This window comes from Hirschia maritima DSM 19733 (assembly GCF_000378345.1).
In the GTDB taxonomy this organism is placed as follows: Bacteria; Pseudomonadota; Alphaproteobacteria; order Caulobacterales; family Hyphomonadaceae; genus Hirschia; species Hirschia maritima.
In genome coordinates this window covers 25,550-44,009 of the sequence record NZ_KB899550.1, presented here as the reverse complement: position 1 = coordinate 44,009, position 18,460 = coordinate 25,550, and the positions used below count along the sequence as shown (strand labels likewise).

The following is an 18,460-nucleotide window of genomic DNA, read 5'->3' as shown; positions in this document are numbered from 1 at the left end:
CCTCCCCGGAAGAACTCGAAATAAATTTCGAGCCCCAAATTCTTTTTTCGATGATCTAGATTTTAATTAGATCAGTATTTCAGGGATGGTCCCTGTACTATCAGCAAACTTTTCGGTTGGTGTACCAAGCTGTTGAAGCAATGTAAGCAGCAGGTTCGACATCGGAATATCTTCCTCAAACCCGTGATGTGCTCCATGCTTCAATCCCAAATTATCTCCCCCAGCAACAATGAGTGGGAAATTGCGCGGATTGTGCTCGGTGCTTGTTCCTGAACCATAGAGAACGATCGTGTTATCTAGCAAAGACCCTTCCGCAAATGGATCATCTGTTTCATCCAATTGCTTCAAGAAACCCGCGAAACGGTCTGCCAAAAACTTATCGTATTTTCCCCAACGCTCATATCCGCCTTCAGTGTTGAAATCATGTGATATGGAATGATGATGTGGTAACCCCATTGTTGTCGGGAAACGGCAAGCAAGTGCTCCAGGTGACTCTTCTACAATCGCATAAGATGCGACGCGCGTACTATCCGTAACAAATGATGTATGGATGAGCTGATACATTGAATCGATGAATTTCTCTGGTCCATCATTGATTGGGTCGATATCCAACTCAAATTGACTCTCAGGAACAGAAGGTTTTGGTACATCCAACCAAGCCTGTGCACGAGCAATACGATTCTCAAGTGAACGCACGGCAGTTGTATATTGCCCCAGACGATTTCTGTCTTCTGCAGGCAAGGATGCATTTAACTTTTTCAAATCAGGCACAAGTGCATCCATGATCGAGCGTTCACGACCATATTGTCTTTCAATCGCGCCGCGCCCTGCCATCTGAACACTGAATAATTCGTCAAACAAAGCTCGCGGCCCACCCACTGCTGGAATTGGCTGACCTGATCCCGAATAGGATAAAGTGTGAGGTTCTCTTATATCTCCAACGCCGCCCTCGGTGGACATTGTTATAAATGGATACCGCGTTTCACTTCCAAAATGGTTTGCATAAACCTGATCTACTGAAATTGAATAACCGACGGTAGATTCTGGATCTGCCGCACTCAAGAAATATCCACCCGTGGAGTGCGAATACATTTGACGTGTTCGAGGATGAGAAAGTCCTGAAAGTACGCTCAGTTTTTTACGATACGGTTCTAATGAAGAAAGGGATTTATTGAATTTATAATTTTCACCAAGCTCATGCGGGAACCAATGCCAATCATTATGAGCCGCATGACCCTCAGGTGGAAGCGCCACTCCCATACCAAAAAATAAAAAGCATAGCCGTTTAGGTGGAGAGGCTATCTTTTCTGCATCATTTGCAAAAGCAGTGAGCGGCATTGACGCCAATGATGGAAGGAGCAATGACGCCCCCCCTGCTCGCAAAAAGTTTCGGCGATCTGCAATTAATCTCCTACTCATGGGCGCTTCCTCCTCTAGTCAGCTCAGCTTTGGCTGTTTCTTGATCTCTGTTTGTAAAGCCGTCACTCAGAACGATCGCTTGAATGAGCGTGGGCATTTTGTATCCTGATGCCCTGAAGCTCGCGTATATGCCTTCCGCTTCTGCTTCATCCAAAATATCTAATTCGCGTCCCAATGCGTACATCATCAAATGGTGCACAATGTTGTGCATCAGATCTTCTTCCCTGTTGGAAAAGAGATAAGCTTTCATAGCTTCAAAGTTTGGTATTTCCGTTCCATCTGGAAGAACGCTACTTGCATCCACAGGCCGCGGATCAGCGTTTTCGTTGACTTTAACCATATCGCGCCAACGTCCAGTGGCGTCAAAATTCTCCATAGCCACGCCCCATGGGTCAATCTGCTCATGACACCCAGAACAGGCACTTAGCTGTCTGTGATGCTCAATTTTTTCTTTGAGCGTCATATCCGCAAGAAGTGGGTTATTCGTGTCTAGGTCGGGCACTGCTGGAGGAGGTGGCGGAGGAGGATCACCCAGCACACGTTCCAACATCCATACGCCGCGCTTAATCGGATGAGAATCCATTCCATCTGAATTCATGGTGAGAATACTTGCTTGGGTCACGATACCCGCACGCGTTCCAGGATCACCAACTTCGACACGCCTTAGATCACCGCCAATTACGCCTTCTATTCCGTAGTGGCGTGCCAACTCTTCGTTCAACATCATGTGTTCAGATTTAAACAAAGTGCGAGCATCTCGATTGTTAAGAACCACATCTTCAAACGTCGCGCGGGATTCTTCAGCAATCAATTCTGCAAATTCAACGCTATAGTCTGGATATATTTCGGGAGATACACCTGTATTTTTTACTTTGGCCAATTGAAGCCATTGATCTGCGAAAGCCCGGCTCATACGTTTGGATTTCGGATCGGCGAGCATGCGTTCAACTTCACGCGCCATCACAGCTGGATCAAGCAATTCTAATTCATGCGCCAGCGTTCTAAGACGTTCATCTGGCATGGATGACCAAAGAAAGAACGATAAACGAGACGCTAGATAGTAATTCCGACGAATTTTCTCTAACTGCTCTGCATCACCATCCATCGCATAGGATGGAAAACCTATGTACAAGAACTCAGGCGATATGAGTGCAGCAGCTAATGTCTCTTTTAAAGCTGTCTCAAAATCATCACCGCCATCCCGAAGTTTGGTAAACAGGTTTGTGTATTCCTTAACTTCAGAAGCATGTACTGTACGCCGGAAAACTTCCGGAAGAAAGCGCTCAAAAGTTTCCTGAACAACCGCAGTTTCAGCCTCACGAGAACCATCAACTGAAGGAGAAATAATCCATCTTGCATTCTCATCTGCGGTGATTGGCGTAATGCTCGCCTCTATTGCATCAAGACGCAGATAAGGAACCCCTCCCTCTTCCCATTTTTGATATCCAACTTTTTGATATTCTATTGCCGCAAGAGCCTGCTCTTTATAAGGATTATTGTCAGCATAACTTGCAAAAGCAGGATGATTGGGATCGACTTGTCCATAGACCGACCCAGCAAGCGCACCATTTTCATGGCGAGCAAAATTTGACAAAACAAGCAATAACCAACGATGATCCGTCTCAGGTGCGCGGCGCCCTTTTTCGGGCACTATCACATCTTCTAGCCGGAACTTGAATTCAATAGTTTCCGGCGCTTCCATTGGCGCGCTAACGTCTTTCTCTCCAATGACAGATGTTCTCAAGCTCTGCACATTGCGCCAACCGGCTTCCAGTTTTAATCGAGGTAAGCTTGCATCGTCTGGATTGCTTCCTTGCATGCGTGCTGCTGTTACTTTAATCGTCACCTCACCATGGGTTTGATCTGTTCTTAGCAACATCATCTGTTCGTGAAGACGCGCGAACCCCCGTCCTTCACCAAGCCCGCGTACATCTCCAACCGGGATCACCCCATAAGGTAACGGACCATACTTTCTGTACCGATATTCCGGTGGCTTATTTGAGCGTTCTTCTTTAATTCTCGCTAAATCTTCCGCAGAAATAGGGATTGGTGCACGCTCGTATGAAAGATCATCACCATCTTGGCGCCCGTAATGATATATGTCTTCCATTTCAGCGAAAAAGAACTCTACGTCTATCGTGCGCTCACCTATCTTCACATATGCATCAACAGCTTCACGCGCGATCTGATGATAGAATCTCAGATCTGACATTGCGACCATTAATAGGTCTGCATCAGTATCATAGCCATGCAAGGATTTTGGGTCTTCAGGAAGAGCCGCTGCAAAGTTGGAATCTACATTGAACAAATCTTGATAAACATGATTGAGTTCGCGTTTGCTTAATCGGCGTAAAGGAGCATTTGCTTGATCAGCTCTGCGCGCCACAGCATGTTCCTGCAGAGCATCCTGAATCCAAGTAATTGCCTTTGCACGAGTGTGATCTTCAGGCTGTTTTGCCTTCGCTGGCGGCATACGATGTGAACCCAAAACACCTAAAACGCGGTTCCAATGGTGCGCACTATCATGTTCCTGAAATGTCGGATCAAAAATAGCTAGATTTACATTTGCTTCCTGCTTCCCGTCACCATGACAACGCGAGCAATAACTTCCAAAGAAACCGCCCACATCAGTCTGAAACCGGCTGATAAGTTCAGGAGACACAGTAGAATGCTCAGAAACAACCTCTGAAGATTTTGAACTCTTTTCAGCAGTATGCGTGATCAAGATAGGTTTTAGAAACTTTGGTGCATAATCGGCTAAATAGCTTGGTCCATGCACGAGAGAACCACCATCGTGCGCCGCCAAGCCCATCAAAGCCAATGCGGCCCCTAAGCTGACTTGATATCCCAAAGTTAGCTTTTTTTGAAATCTTTCATCTTTTAAAAGGCTCGCCGAATAATACACCGCTGCCGCAATACAAGCCAAAACAGCGACGCCAATTCCTCTGCTACGATGTCGCTCGACAAGCGCACCTGCATGCCCTTCATTTGCAGCCAACAACAAACCCAGCACCACAGTTGCACATGCAGATAATGCTGCAAGCACAAGTACAGGACCTGTGAATTTCGAGAATTGAACTGTGCGCGGATGAAACTTTGAAACCTCAAGCAATCCCGCAAGCACCAAAAAAGCAACTGGAAAATGAAGTATGAGTGGATGGAAACGACCTAAGAATCTTCCAAAGCCAGAACCAGACACGCCGTCCAGGGGGTTTAACAGCGCGAAAATTTGCACGCCCAGCACCAGCACCAACGTAAAAATCCATACATACAAAAGTGGACGACGCATACATTCCCTCGGACAATAATGTTAATTGTTTACAATATTACAAGAATTTCACAATCCCCGAAAGATGCAAGCAAAAAAAAATCGCATTTCTGTTTTTTGAAAATTAGCTGCTTACACTTTTACTCAGGTCTCATATTGTAAGACAGATCAGAGAGGCTTTTCCTCTATCGGAACAGAATATCTTTTCAGGAAGAAAAAAATTCCAGCAGTCACAAATTTCAGTGTGAGACAATCACATCAGGTCATAAATCGATTTAAACCATAGAGAATGACCTGGTTAAACAAATGATGCAGGGCCATGAAATGACACTGGCGCATTATACGGATATACCAAAGTAAAATCGCAAATCATTCGACAAGGCGTGCTATGAACACAGAATATTTAATGACCAAAGCTTTTGTGGATGGACAATGGCTTGCACCTAAATCTGGCGACCAATTTAGCGTATCTGACCCCGCAACAGGAAACGAGATAACACTTCTTTCTGATTGCGGCATTCATGAAACTGAAATGGCGATTGACGCTGCACACAACGCGTTTCCAGCTTGGTCAAGAAAAAGCCCTTATGAACGATCGAACTTTCTCTCTAAAATCGCTGATTTATTGACAAAAAATGCAGATAAAATTGCCCCTATAATAACGCTGGAAAATGGAAAACCATATAAAGAAGCGTTTGGCGAAGTCCTTTATAGTGCCTCATATTTCAAGTGGTTTGCTGAAGAAGCCGTGCGTATCTATGGCGACACTATCCCAACGCGCTCTGCTTCAAGTAAAGCAACAGCAACCAAACATCCTATCGGTGTTTGTGCAGCGATTACGCCTTGGAACTTTCCTCTGGCTATGCTGGCAAGAAAAGCCGGAGCGGCTTTAGCTGCAGGATGCACACTGGTCGCAAAACCAGCAGAAGATACTCCCCTCTCCGCCCTAACACTTGCCAAAATATTTGAAGAGGCAGATCTCACCAATGGGGTTTTCAACGTTTTACCTGCCAGCTCTCCTGTTGAAATTGGAAAGGTCCTAACAACCCACCCCAAAATCAAAAAAGTAAGCTTCACTGGCTCAACAGATGTTGGCCGAATATTATACACTCAATCAGCACCATCACTCAAAAAATTATCGTTAGAATTGGGTGGCAATGCCCCTTTTATCGTTTTTGAATCTGCCGACATTGACCTCGCGGTCAAAGGATTGATGCAAGCTAAATTCCGCAATGCCGGACAAACCTGTATTTGTGCAAACAGGATTTTTGTACACAAAAATGTACGCGACAAATTTGTTTCAAAACTTTCTGAAAAAGTTTCCAAACTAAAAGTCGGCAACGGCTTTTCTGAGGAAACAATGATTGGCCCCCTCATCAATTCCGCAGCGATGAAGAAAGTAAGTTCACTTTTAGAAGATGCCGTCTCAAAAAACGCGAATATCATTACTGGTGGTCAAAAATCACCCGCTGGCGATCTATTCTTTTCACCAACGATTATTTCCAACTTAAATAGCGACATGGAAATCGCCAGAGAAGAAATTTTCGGTCCTATAATCCCAATATTTGAGTTCGATGCCGAGCAAGAAGCAACAATTGCTGCAAATGCTACTGATTATGGATTGGCCGCATACATCTATACCGAACAGCTTAGCCAAGCTTGGCGTGTCAGTGACGCACTAGAATTTGGTATGGTTGGCATAAATGAAACTCAAATATCTGATGCAGCAGCACCTTTTGGAGGTATCAACCAATCAGGGTTTGGCCGCGAAGGTTCAAAATACGGATTGGACGATTACCTAGAAATCAAATATCGCCTATTTGGGAATTTGAGGTAAAATTCATATCCCCCATACTAATCCATGATCAAAGAATAGCTGTTTTTCAACTTAAAATTATTTTGACTTACTTCCGTCCATATTTAAACATTATTTAATGTGATGAATGGGGGATGAACAGAATGAACAATACTTTTCTGGATCGCATTGCTGGGGTTTTAAAACAGGAAATGTCCAATTTCCTGGATTTTCCTGAAAACGAAAACAAGCCCAAAGGTGTTGAAGCTGTGAAAGCTGTGATCGGCAATCTAGCCGTAGAAAAACACCAAACACAGAAAAAGCTTTCCACACTTTCTGCGACTATCGCAAGCCTAGAGAGCAAAAGCTCAACAGCAGTAGAGTTAAATCGAGATGATTTGGCTCGCGCTGGATTGAAACAAAAGCACAGTCTGGAAAAAGAAAAAGCTCAATTAGAAAACCGTGTTAAAGAAATCACACAAGACATTGAAAAATTGAATTTATTTCTCGAAACCGATGCACAGAAATCACCTATGCACTCGGAACAGACTAAGCAATTTGAGAGCCTATTGGCAGAATTAGATGCTCTCGCATCTGACCACAATTAAAGTCTCAATTTAGCTTTAGCTGGACTCAATCAAATCTAGCAACACATTTAACATATGGGGACAATCCGTGATTTTTTTTGACGCTGCTTTAGCGCCTTTCACCATCGCGCTTCTAATTATGCTTTTCATTGCTGTGTTAGAAGTCATTGGCCTATTGATGGGATTTGGCTTTTCCGAATTTGTCGATGGTTTTTTACCGGACATTGAGTTAGACGCGGACTTGGATATTGATGCTGATGCAGGACTAGAAACACCCTCAGCAAGCCCATTGGATGTTGACCCGGCTGCTGGCCCAGACGTTCCAAGCTTGGGTCTTTTTGGGTCATTCCTCGCATGGTTATGTGTGGGAAAAGTACCTGTATTGGTCTTGTTCGTGGCATTTTTAACCAGTTTTGGGCTGGCCGGAATTGTAACTCAAAACACTGTTCACAGCATAACTGGCATGTACTTGCCAGTATTTATACCGGTCCTAATTGCACTCGTGATCTCACTGCCGCTGACACGCCATATTGGCTTATTTCTTGCTCGTGTCATGCCCAAAGAAGAAACAGATGCTGTGTCTAAAACCAGCTTTATCGGTAAAGTTGCTACAATATTTCGAGGCAAAGCCAGCCTTGGGCAACCTGCTGAAGCCAAGCTGGAAGATCACACAGGTCAGGTTCACTATTTATTGGTTGAACCCGATGAAGCAGATTCTTCTTTCGAAGCAGGAGATGAAGTTCTCTTGGTTGAGCAAAAAGGACCGATTTTCAAAGTGATTGCAAACAATCACAAGACATTGAATTAATCGAAAGGTTGGGAATACATGGGTTATATAACGCAATATCTTACAATCGCTGGGATTATACTAGTCGCCCTTTTGGCACTTGGTTTAATTTTTTCACGCCTCTATCGACGTTCATCAAAGGAAGTATCTTTCGTAAGAACAGGTTTTGGTGGACAGAAGGTAATCATGAATGGTGGTGCCCTCGTCTTCCCAGTTTTTCACGAAGTCATACCAGTCAATATGAACACGCTTCGTCTAGAAGTGCGCCGTACCGCAGAACAAGCATTGATCACCAAAGATCGCATGCGTGTGGATGTGCAGGCAGAGTTTTATGTTCGCGTTCAACCGACTGTAGAATCTATTGCAAATGCAGCCCAAACTTTGGGTCAACGCACAATGCAGCCACAGCACCTTAAAGAATTGGTAGAAGGTAAGTTTGTTGATGCTTTACGTGCAGTTGCTGCTGAAATGTCTATGGAAGAAATGCATGAGCAACGCGTATCTTTCGTTCAAAAGGTGCAAGCAGCTGTTTCTGAAGATATTTTGAAAAACGGTTTAGAGTTAGAATCTGTATCTCTTACAGGCCTCGACCAGACTTCGAAAGAATTCTTCAACCCAGACAACGCATTTGATGCTGAGGGTCTGACGAAACTGACTGAGGAAATCGAAGCTCGTCGTAAAAAACGAAACGATATTGAGCAAGAAACTGAAGTTGAGATTAAACGCAAGAACCTTGATGCTGAACAACAACGTTTGCAAATTTCACGGGACAGTGAATATGCAAACCTTGAGCAACAACGTGAAATCGAAATTCGCCGCGCTTCCCAAACTGCTCAAATTGCTCAAGAGCAGGCAGACCGTCAACGTGAAGCTGAAGAAGCAAAAATTATGGCTGAACGTCAGGTACGTGAAGCAGGTATTCAAGCTGAACGTGTCGTTCAAGAACGTGATATCGAAAAAGCGCAAGCGGTTGAATCTGCACAAGTAGAGAAAGAAAAACAGATTGAGCTGGCACAACAAGACCGCGATATAGCTGTTGCCGAAAAATCCCGTGCAAAGTCAGAAGCAGACGCACAAGCTGATGAAGCTCGCGCAATTGCAGCAAAGGCTTTGGAAGAGGTTGCAACAGCAAGAGATACTGAGATCGCAAACCGTGAAAAAGCGATTGAGTTGATTGAAGCGCGTAAAGCAGCCGAACAGCAAGCCATCGCGGTTCAAGTTGCTGCAGAAGCTGAAAAACTTGCAGCTGCGGATAATGCCGAAGCTATTCGCATCGCTGCCGATGCCGAAGCCAGCAAACAACGTATTACGGCTGAAGGTGAAGCGACTGCTGAAAAATTACGCGCGGAAGCTCTACGTGAAGTGTATGACGCAGAAGCTGAAGGTAAGCGTAAAGTCAACGAAGCTGCCAACTTGCTATCAACTGAACAGGTAGCAATGCAGATCAAGCAATCTCTCATTGCAGCACTGCCAGGTATCATCGAGCAAGCTGTAAAACCAATGGAGCAGATTGACGATATCAAAATCCTTCAAGTCGATGGATTAAACGGCGCTGTCACCTCCGCTGGTGATGAAAACGCATCTGGCACCAATGGTGGATTAGCTGATCAAGCAGTGAACGCGGCCCTGAAATACCGTACACAGGCCCCTATCCTAGACTCTCTCATGAATGAATTGGGAATGGATGGTTCCGATCTGGATGGCTTGACTAAACCTTTGAAAGAATAACGTTTTATTCCGTTAAACTCCGAACAACAAACCTTCCTGATCACATCGGGAAGGTTTTTCCAGTTTTAAATCAAATCTTCTTCAATTGGCCTTCAACCAATTCGTATTTTTCTCCAGTACGTGGGCAAGTCATGTCATCCCGCAATATCTCACCACTGTGAGCAACCCATCCTAATTGCTTAGCTGGAACTCCCGCCATTAGCGCATGAGGTTTCACATTTTGAGTCACAACAGCGCCTGCAGCAATAAATGAATACTCTCCCAATTCATGGCCACAAACAATTGTCGCGTTCGCGCCAATCGTCACGCCTTTGCGAACCATAGTTTCAGCATATTCTTCGCGACGACTAACTTCAGAACGCGGTGTAGTTACATTGGTAAACACGCATGAGGGACCACAAAATACACCATCTTCCAACGTGACCCCTTTGTAGATCGCCACATTGTTTTGGATCTTGCAGCCATCACCGATAGAAACATCCGGACCAGCCATGACATTTTGGCCCAAGGAACAGTTTTTGCCGATTTTGGTGCCAGTAAGGATATGACAGAAATGCCAAATCTTTGTGCCATCACCCACCTCAACACCTTCATCAACATAGCTACTTTCATGGCATGTGTAATTTTGCGAATTTGAACCATTAGACATAGCTATTTCCCCTAGGTTTGGCTGTAAGTTACGGAATATACGTAATTTTCAATTCTTCAACACCACCACCAAATTTTTACATCTACATCTCTGCCGAAAAATCTACCCTGACATCATCAAATGCAAAGAATGTCGCGAGCCCAGGAGGCGGATCATTTGTCTCAGTGTTAAACTCCACTTGCATCACTCGGTCCTTCAATCCTAGAGCATCTATGGACAAAATTTCTGTATTCACACCATTGTAAGAATAGATCCGCGCTCGACCAGAAAATGCTATATCTGGATCAGCGCGCATTTGTTCTGGTAAGAAAAATACACCTCGCCATTTCTGTGTCGTCTGCTTCATGCAAGGCAACACCCCCCCATTCACACCCGCTTGAAAAGAATAGAAATATCTTTGACACATTGCGAGCTCGGTTCCATACGACCGCATTTCAAATGGCGTGGGGACGGATGAAAGTTCCAATTGAGGCTGTGAAAATTCAATACTCTCTGTGGTACCGATCTCGATAGAGATCGAATTGTTTAGCGACGCTGGCAAAGTAAATTCCACTGATTGCCCACCAGATTGAGCGGTCAACACAAAACTCTGTCCCTCAATGGTCACAGTCACGCTTCCAGTTACATCTTTAATGGAAAACGTTGCTGAAATATCAGTGTCGGAAGTGAACGCATAAGGCCATCCTTGTGGTAACTCAACATTTTGCGATATTTGGCCGTTTAACGTCCAAACACCTGCTGTTACACTGTGAAAACAACCTGTTGCGCCAGCCTTCCAACGATCATATCCAAATGTGTTAGCCGGCAATTGACCACCTGAGAACTCACGCTGATTGACAACACAATTTGGATTGATCAGCAGGTTTCTCATTCCTCCCAATGCGCCCTGCCCTGAAAAGTCCACGCCGAATGGGAAATGTGCTCTACCACTCACATTATCAACCAACATTGCTGTATTGAATTCATTTCCGTCAGGGCTAATTTTCAGTCGAAACGCATCGTCTCCAGTCAGGCCTATCTCCACTCTAGTGCTGTAATTGTTTTGCCAAACGATACTCGCGGTATCAGAAGTCGCTTGTTTATTGAGAAACTGTCTCACATCCCCGCCACCACTATCTTCATGAGAGAATAGAATTTTCTCAGACTTCACCTGCAATCGCCCCTGACTATCAAAGCCTGTTTTGATTCCAATACCGTCCAAATTTTGAAAATCGATCACTCCTGAAGAAGAAGATAGATTTTGCCAATCAGTCCCATCAAAAACAAGAAGATGCTGACTTGCTTTATTCCACAATTTCCACCCTGCTTGAGGCGTAAAGAACATCCAACTATTATCGACCCAATATGCAATGTCAGCGCTATGGTCCTGCCAATCTCCCTCTGCATTTTCAGCAACAAGCCACGCTTGTCCATCCACCAACTCTGAAGGTGGATTGGACAATAAATTAGTTTCTACACTAGCCTGCACAAGCAAATCTAACATGCGAATTGCTTCATTGTGCGTCACATGTTTCTGGGCTTGCCCGTTGTGAATGTAAGGCAGAGATAATCGTGTGGTGTGTTCCATGTTTCGCTCCAATGTCTATGGAGCAAAGAATTTATCCCAAACAAGAAGCAGAATGAGTAAGTTTTATTTATCCATGTTTTAGGACGACCTTACACACGTATTCTTCAAAGATTTTCTCGGGTATTGACATTATATGTTCAAATGAGACACTATTGTCTCATGAAAAATTCCATACGCCCCTCCTCCGAAGACGCAATTATCGAAGCTGCTTTCACGCTCCTCAATAAAGATCCAAGTGCGTCTTTATCTCAAATCGCAAGTTTAGCAGGTGTTGGCCGCGCTACGCTTCATCGATATTTTTCGAGCCGGGAAGATTTAATCAAAACCTTAGCTCAAACCGCAATCAGGGAAATGGACGATGTCGTTGAGAATGCCATTCAAGACATTGATTCTTATACGGAGGTTGCCAAGATAATATTGAAAGTATTGATCCCGCTTGGCGATCGCCACGGTTTTCTTGCACTAGAAGCTTTCGAGCATGATGAAGAGTTAAAAACTGAATTCAAACGCCAAAAGCAAGAAACCTCAGATCTCATGGAAGGCCTGAAAGAAGAAGGTCTTCTTGATATCTCCATACCAACTTCATGGATCATCCAAGTCTATGATCACATACTTTTCGCAGCTTGGGAAAGTGTGAAAAACGGTGAAACGACCGTATCTCAAGCCTCCGACCTGGCATGGCGGACATTCATCAACGGATTAGGAAAGCCTACGTAATGACGCCTGAATATATCGACAAATTAGCGCAAAACTTCGATGAAGTATTCTTTCTCATTGGCGCAGCTATCCTTGGGATAGAGATCCTAAAAACATTGTTCACCAAACCATTTATGGGGCGCAGCCTTCTAGATATGATTGCCAGTGTCTCGACACAGATCCCATTTTTATTGGTTGAAACCTTCCTGCTTTCCTTTGTGTATTTGGGTTTTGTATGGGTTGCCGACACATACATAAGCTGGACCATGCCTCTTACGCTCACAACGCTGTTTCTTGCGGTGTTGGCAGCAGATATCGCCTATTATTGGGAGCACCGACTAGCTCATCGCATTCGTATATTATGGACACAACATGCCGTGCATCATTCATCGCGCCATATGAACATTCTCGTGGGTGTGAGATTTGGTCCATTCGAAGGATTTATATCCGCAATTTTGCACTTCCCACTCATCCTGATGGGTTTCCCACCAGTACTCGTATTCTTTGGAATTCTAGTTGTGCTGGCCTATCAAACATGGATACACACCGAACTCATTGGCAAACTCGGGCCACTAGATGGCATTTTGAACACACCAGCCAATCACCGCGTGCATCATGGTTGCAATGACAAATACATAGACAAGAATTACGGCGGGATCCTCATCATCTGGGACAGGTTGTTTGGTACCTATCAAGCAGAAGAAGAAACCCCAGAATACGGCCTAAAGCGAGACTATGACAGCATCAATCCATTATCAGTATGGTTTTCGGAATGGCCTGGCGTCTTTAGCGACGTCAAACATTCAAAATCATTGGGTGAACTCTGGATGCGCCTCTTTGGAACACCTGAATGGGAACCCAAAAGAAACAAAATGGAGCACAACAAAATTGATACAAAACAGTCCTCTAGTTAAATTGAGGACTGTCTCTAACCAATTTTCACATCACACCATCAGATAGACAATCGTGAACGTGCAATATGCCTACAGGCTTGGTACCATCAACCACAAACAACGCTGTAATTCGGTTGGAACTAAGTAGTTCTAATGCCCGAGCTGCCAACATATCATTTGTAATGGTCAACGGAGAGGCTGTCATGATTTCATCGACCGTATGCGCTGAGAAATCTTTGCCAAAGTGACGCCGTAAGTCTCCATCCGTGATCATTCCGATAAGTTCACCAGCTTCATCAACAATGCCAACACATCCAAAACCACCTTCTGAAATGGTAGGCACCGCTTTAGCTGCAACAGAACCTGATTCCACAAGAGGTAGCACGTCATGATCTTTCACAAGATCGGAAACACGACGGAATGCCGCTCCTAGTTTTCCACCTGGGTGATAAACTTTAAAGTCAGTCTCTCCAAATCCCTTCTCAGTCAGCAATGTCACAGCAAGTGCATCGCCCAATGCTAGCGTCATTGTTGTACTTGTGGTTGGTGCCCGTGTCGCGCCACATGCTTCGGTTGCTGGTGGCAAAAGCAACAAACAATCCGCAGCCTTACCAAGGCTAGAATTCTGACCTGATGTAATTGCGATAAGCGGAATTTTGAACCGGCGCGTATAAGCGATCATATCTGCCAGTTCTTTGGTCTCACCGGAATTAGAAAGAGCTAAAACAACATCTTTCTGGCTAATCATTCCCAGATCACCATGGCTGGCCTCACCTGGGTGCACAAAACTCGCTGGTGCCCCTGTGGAGGCTAAAGTGGCGGCAATCTTAGCACCGATATGTCCAGATTTCCCCATTCCCGAAACAATGATGCGACCTTCTACATTTTGCATCAGTTTGATTGCGCGCGGAAAGGCTTCAGCTACTACGGCCGAACTGTTTGATCCCAGCGCTTCGATAAGAGCTTCTATGCCCTTCAATTCGCATTGCAAAACTTCGCGTGCGTTAGCCAAATAATCCATGAAGCGCCCTACTCTAAATTCAGTTCTTCAAACCCTGAACACATTCAGACTTCGAAGAAAAATTCTTTCTTTCGCGACTATCCTTAATGGAATTAGCCGTCAATATATCTAGTGAATTTAGGCTATTTCTTCTTTACTCAGCAGTCTGTGATTGAAGCATTTGATTGCGCACGGCAATCTCGCCCGCTTTCTTATCAGCAGGTTTGAAATACAACCCAGCAGCTACAACCAACAACGCAATTGCACCGATATAAACAAATTTCATATTTGAGTGGCGAAAAACATCTTTGCGTTGTTGAGCACGAGCTTGCTTATCAAATTCAGCCTGTTCCGCTTCTTTGCGCTTACGATGCTCATTTAAATCATGAACTGCCATTGGCTATAAACATCCCCGTAACAATGCTGATGGGAATTATCTTCCCTTAAGACTACTATTAAACAGGATTTCTATAAAGATGCTTAATCCGTACCAAATAGATCGCGAGTAAAGATCTTTTCTTTCACATCTGCCAAATCTTCGCTGTGACGATTAGCGATAATCACATCACACTCAGATTTCAGACGAGATAAATCAGACGTCACTTCAGAACCAAAGAAGCTTTCACCTTCAAAGCTTGGCTCATACACCATAACTTCGATACCTTTAGCTTTGACGCGTTTCATAATGCCTTGAATAGAGGAAGCACGGAAATTGTCAGATCCAGCTTTCATCACAAGGCGATGCACTCCCACCATTTTGGGCTGACGCGCAATGATCGCATCTGCGATGAAATCTTTACGCGTTGAGTTTGCTTCTACGATCGCGCGCACCAAATTTTGAGGCACTGAATCATAGTTTGCGAGCAATTGTTTTGTATCTTTCGGCAAACAATAGCCGCCATACCCAAAAGAAGGATTGTTGTAATGTGTCCCAATGCGTGGATCCAATCCAACACCATCAACTATCTGACGTGTATCTAAGCCTAGAGCCATCGCATACGAATCTAGCTCATTAAAATATGCCACACGCATTGCCAGGTAAGTGTTTGCAAACAGCTTGATAGATTCAGCCTCTGACGGATCAGTAAACAAGACAGGAATGTCTTCTGTTTGCGCACCTTCAACTAACAAATTGGCAAATGTCTTTGCGCGTTCTGATTTCTCACCCACAACAATTCTGCTTGGGTGAAGGTTGTCATAAAGAGCGCGCCCTTCCCTCAAAAATTCAGGGCTAAACATAATGCTGTTGCAACCAGTGGATTGGGTCAAACCAGCTGTAAAACCAACAGGGATAGTCGATTTAATAACCATCACTGCATCTGGATTAATCTGACGGACGGTATCAACAACGGCTTCCACCGTGGATGTATCAAAAGCGTTTGTGTCCACATCATAATTAGTTGGGGTCGCAATCACCACAAAATCGGCATCGGCATAAGCTTCGACAGGATCTGTCGTCGCTTTCAAATTCAAAGTGCCTTTTGCTAAGTATTCTTCACATTCTGCATCAATGATGGGCGACTTACCTGAATTGATTAGGTCAACTTTTTCCTGCACCACATCAAAAGCCACAACTTCATGGTTTTGTGCAAGCAAGATTGCATTCGATAGCCCTACATAACCCAGTCCAGCAATACCGATCTTCATAAGTCTAGTCCGTTTCAATACAGTAATCTAATACAATGGTGGCACCGATACAGCGAATAAGGAACTATGCAACCCCCAATACGCTTTCAGTTCTGGAATGTGCCTTTTCCGAACAATTATAGCTTTATTTAATTCCACTCACACCAAATGCAAATTTAATGCTACCGAATTTCCAATAAATCATCCAACAAATGTCGCGCCGCGGTTTCCCAAGTGTATTGAGCTGCCTGAGCAATTCCTAGCGCACTATTTTTGGATCTTAACACACTATTTTCAGCGTGCTCTAATATGGCGGCTGACCAGCTGGACACATCATCTGCATCCGCATACATGGCCGCCTCTCCGCAAACTTCTGGAATAGAAGCACAACGTGAAGCAATGACAGGACACCCCAACCGCATGGCTTCCACAGGTGGCAAACCAAACCCTTCATGCTTGGACGGGAACACAAAACACAACGCATTCTCATATAATGCGCGGCGCTCTCCTTCACTCACCCGTCCAGTGAAAACAACCTGATTGGAAGGCTCAATACCCTCATCCTGAAATGTCTCTTTCATATCAGGTCCAAACAAGACAAGCGGCATGGATACATGATGTTGTGGACGCGCCATTTTGCTGAAGCAATCCATCACCACGCCCATATTTTTATGTTTATAGGAATTGGATAACCCTAACACATAACCATTCTTCTTCAGGCCATGCTCAGATAAAATGCGTTCATCAGTGGGCGTTCTATCCGCGTGATCAACTCCATTATGAATCACACGAATATTTTCTCTTTTTACAACGCCTTTTTCAACAAGCGCATCAGCAGAATATTGGGATACAGTATAGATACGCTTGTAGTGTTTCCCCATCATCGCGTTGAGAAATTTGGTATATAATACATACGGTTTTGAATATGATTGCGGGCTCTCATACACATTTACATCATGAATAAACCCAACCGCATGCGACCTGAAAATTGGTCCGATGTTACAAAAATTCAGCAACAATCTATTCTTAGCCATCATGGGTAGTTGAGTTTGCTGCCAAACAGGTCTCGGTAGTTTTCCCTTTTGTTCATAGCGCGCAGTCAACCCGGGAACATCTGTGTAAGAATCTTCCGTCAGCAATACTTCCAGGTCAGCCAATATTTCATAATAACGCTGTTGTTTCTTGAGCGATTGAAATGCGCGCAGATATTCGGATGCAACCCGACCTTCTGGATAGGCGTCTCTATGTAAAAACGCGCCATTTATCGCTAAACCAGAACTTTTATGCACAACCAACTCCCCAGTACGCTACAGCCCATTGGGATACATTCGACATAGAGAAAATTCTAGCAGATTTCGCAGTAAATCAAGCCCTTCAATTCATAATTGAAATTATGAAGCCCCAGCCTCTCCCGTTTGACCAAGCACTTTAACAACTGTTTTCATTATTCTATTTTTCCAGCTTGGCATTTGGATGCCATACACTTTTTCAAGTTTGGAACAGTCTAAACGGGAATTGCTCGGACGTGGTGCCGGCAATGGGTATTCTTCTGTCGAAATTGGCAAAACATTCGGTTTTGGACCATCAGCCACTTCAGACGCCTCAAAAATCGCTTCAGCAAAACCATGCCAAGATGTGTGCCCAGCACTTGTCATATGGAACACACCGTAGAGATCATTATTATCTGGTTCAGCGATCAATTTTTTAGAAACTTCAACAATAGTCGCCGCAATATCATCTGCATGCGTTGGCGCACCAAGTTGATCACTTACAACACGTAGCTCATCGCGTTGTGCTCCTACGCGCAACATTGTTTTTAAAAAGTTATTTCCTGTTTCTGAAAACACCCAACTCGTCCGTAAAATCACATGTTTGGGATTAGAATACGCAACCAGCTTTTCACCATCCAGCTTGGTCTGTCCATAAATAGACTTTGGCCCTATTGGATCGGTTTCTACATAAGATCCATCGCTGAGATTGGCGCGTGCATCTTCAAGGTCTTCTTCATCGTAATCTTCATAATCTGGATTATTTGGATCAAATATTTCTGCCTGTTTGTCACCAGAAAAAACATAATCAGTAGAAATTTGAACAACAGGTAGGCCAAACTTGTGCGCAGCCATCGCCACAGCCCCTGCCCCAGTTTCATTCACCGCAGCAGCTTCATCTGGCTCTTCCTGCGCTTTATCGACATTCGTGTATGCAGCGGCATTGATCACAACATCCGGCCCAATATCTTCAATCATCTTTTGAAGGTGTTCGCATTTGTCATCATCTGTGAGTTTCGCCAGATCGAGCCATGGGCGACCGGCTGTATAAACATCCAGCGTGTCTTTATCAGCCAGCTTGATCAACGCTTTGACAACCTGCCCCGTCTCACCCGTTACAAATATCTTCATGCTCAACTCGTCAATCTAAACTGTTTATGTCCATGAATGGTTCGTA

Annotated in this window: 15 protein-coding genes; 6 read left to right on the top strand and 9 right to left on the bottom strand. The window is 44.4% G+C overall.

The window, feature by feature from the left end; genetic code table 11:
• Positions 1–66: 66 nt before the first annotated feature.
• Both F551_RS0115545 and F551_RS0115540 read right to left on the bottom strand, forming a co-directional pair.
• Positions 67–1,419, bottom strand: a complete 1,353-nt coding sequence (locus F551_RS0115545) for a DUF1552 domain-containing protein (RefSeq protein WP_018998448.1) — start codon at positions 1,417–1,419, stop codon at positions 67–69.
• Positions 1,412–4,708 (bottom strand): DUF1592 domain-containing protein, encoded by a 3,297-nt coding sequence (locus F551_RS0115540; RefSeq protein ID WP_018998447.1) that lies wholly within the window; start codon positions 4,706–4,708, stop codon positions 1,412–1,414. The genes F551_RS0115545 and F551_RS0115540 overlap by 8 nt, the downstream gene beginning before the upstream one ends.
• Before the next feature lie 385 nt (positions 4,709–5,093).
• Here F551_RS0115540 and F551_RS0115535 point away from each other — a divergent pair, with 385 nt between their 5' ends.
• The 4 genes from F551_RS0115535 (at position 5,094) to F551_RS0115520 (ending at position 9,584) form a co-directional block, all read left to right on the top strand.
• Complete coding sequence (locus tag F551_RS0115535; RefSeq protein ID WP_233355273.1) at positions 5,094–6,524, top strand: NAD-dependent succinate-semialdehyde dehydrogenase; 1,431 nt, start codon at positions 5,094–5,096, stop codon at positions 6,522–6,524.
• A 122-nt stretch (positions 6,525–6,646) separates the two neighbouring features.
• Positions 6,647–7,090 (top strand): PspA/IM30 family protein, encoded by a 444-nt coding sequence (locus tag F551_RS0115530; protein WP_018998445.1) that lies wholly within the window; start codon positions 6,647–6,649, stop codon positions 7,088–7,090.
• A 67-nt stretch (positions 7,091–7,157) separates the two neighbouring features.
• On the top strand, positions 7,158–7,877 hold the full coding sequence (locus tag F551_RS0115525; RefSeq protein ID WP_018998444.1) for a YqiJ family protein: 720 nt from the start codon (positions 7,158–7,160) through the stop codon (positions 7,875–7,877).
• An 18-nt stretch (positions 7,878–7,895) separates the two neighbouring features.
• Positions 7,896–9,584, top strand: coding sequence for a flotillin family protein (locus F551_RS0115520; RefSeq protein WP_018998443.1), 1,689 nt, complete (start codon positions 7,896–7,898; stop codon positions 9,582–9,584).
• Between the two features lie 70 nt (positions 9,585–9,654).
• Here F551_RS0115520 and F551_RS0115515 read toward each other — a convergent pair whose 3' ends face one another.
• Positions 9,655–10,233 carry an acyltransferase gene (locus tag F551_RS0115515; RefSeq protein WP_018998442.1) on the bottom strand — a complete coding sequence of 193 codons (579 nt, stop codon included), beginning with the start codon at positions 10,231–10,233 and terminating at the stop codon, positions 9,655–9,657.
• Between the two features lie 82 nt (positions 10,234–10,315).
• Positions 10,316–11,800, bottom strand: a complete 1,485-nt coding sequence (locus tag F551_RS17235) for a DUF2793 domain-containing protein (RefSeq protein ID WP_018998441.1) — start codon at positions 11,798–11,800, stop codon at positions 10,316–10,318.
• Between the two features lie 159 nt (positions 11,801–11,959).
• On the opposite strand from F551_RS17235, the gene F551_RS0115505 reads away from it, so the two are divergent.
• Both F551_RS0115505 and F551_RS16845 read left to right on the top strand, forming a co-directional pair.
• Positions 11,960–12,517 (top strand): TetR/AcrR family transcriptional regulator, encoded by a 558-nt coding sequence (locus tag F551_RS0115505; protein WP_018998440.1) that lies wholly within the window; start codon positions 11,960–11,962, stop codon positions 12,515–12,517.
• A complete protein-coding gene (locus F551_RS16845; RefSeq protein ID WP_018998439.1) occupies positions 12,517–13,410 on the top strand; it encodes a sterol desaturase family protein in 894 nt (297 codons plus the stop codon). Before F551_RS0115505 ends, F551_RS16845 begins: the two co-directional genes overlap by 1 nt.
• Before the next feature lie 25 nt (positions 13,411–13,435).
• Here the strand turns inward: F551_RS16845 and F551_RS0115495 are convergent, their stop codons facing one another.
• The 5 genes from F551_RS0115495 to F551_RS0115475 all read right to left on the bottom strand — a co-directional run bounded on the left by F551_RS0115495 (position 13,436) and on the right by F551_RS0115475 (position 18,414).
• Positions 13,436–14,410, bottom strand: coding sequence for a KpsF/GutQ family sugar-phosphate isomerase (locus F551_RS0115495; RefSeq protein ID WP_018998438.1), 975 nt, complete (start codon positions 14,408–14,410; stop codon positions 13,436–13,438).
• A 133-nt stretch (positions 14,411–14,543) separates the two neighbouring features.
• The gene (locus F551_RS0115490; RefSeq protein ID WP_018998437.1) at positions 14,544–14,786 is read right to left on the bottom strand and encodes a hypothetical protein; all 243 of its coding nucleotides are present in this window, start codon (positions 14,784–14,786) and stop codon (positions 14,544–14,546) included.
• Positions 14,787–14,869: 83 nt separating this feature from the next.
• Positions 14,870–16,036 carry a nucleotide sugar dehydrogenase gene (locus F551_RS0115485; RefSeq protein WP_018998436.1) on the bottom strand — a complete coding sequence of 389 codons (1,167 nt, stop codon included), beginning with the start codon at positions 16,034–16,036 and terminating at the stop codon, positions 14,870–14,872.
• A gap of 161 nt (positions 16,037–16,197) precedes the next feature.
• A complete protein-coding gene (locus F551_RS0115480; RefSeq protein ID WP_018998435.1) occupies positions 16,198–17,304 on the bottom strand; it encodes a glycosyltransferase family 4 protein in 1,107 nt (368 codons plus the stop codon).
• Between the two features lie 102 nt (positions 17,305–17,406).
• Positions 17,407–18,414 carry an SDR family oxidoreductase gene (locus tag F551_RS0115475; protein ID WP_018998434.1) on the bottom strand — a complete coding sequence of 336 codons (1,008 nt, stop codon included), beginning with the start codon at positions 18,412–18,414 and terminating at the stop codon, positions 17,407–17,409.
• Positions 18,415–18,460: the final 46 nt, after the last annotated feature.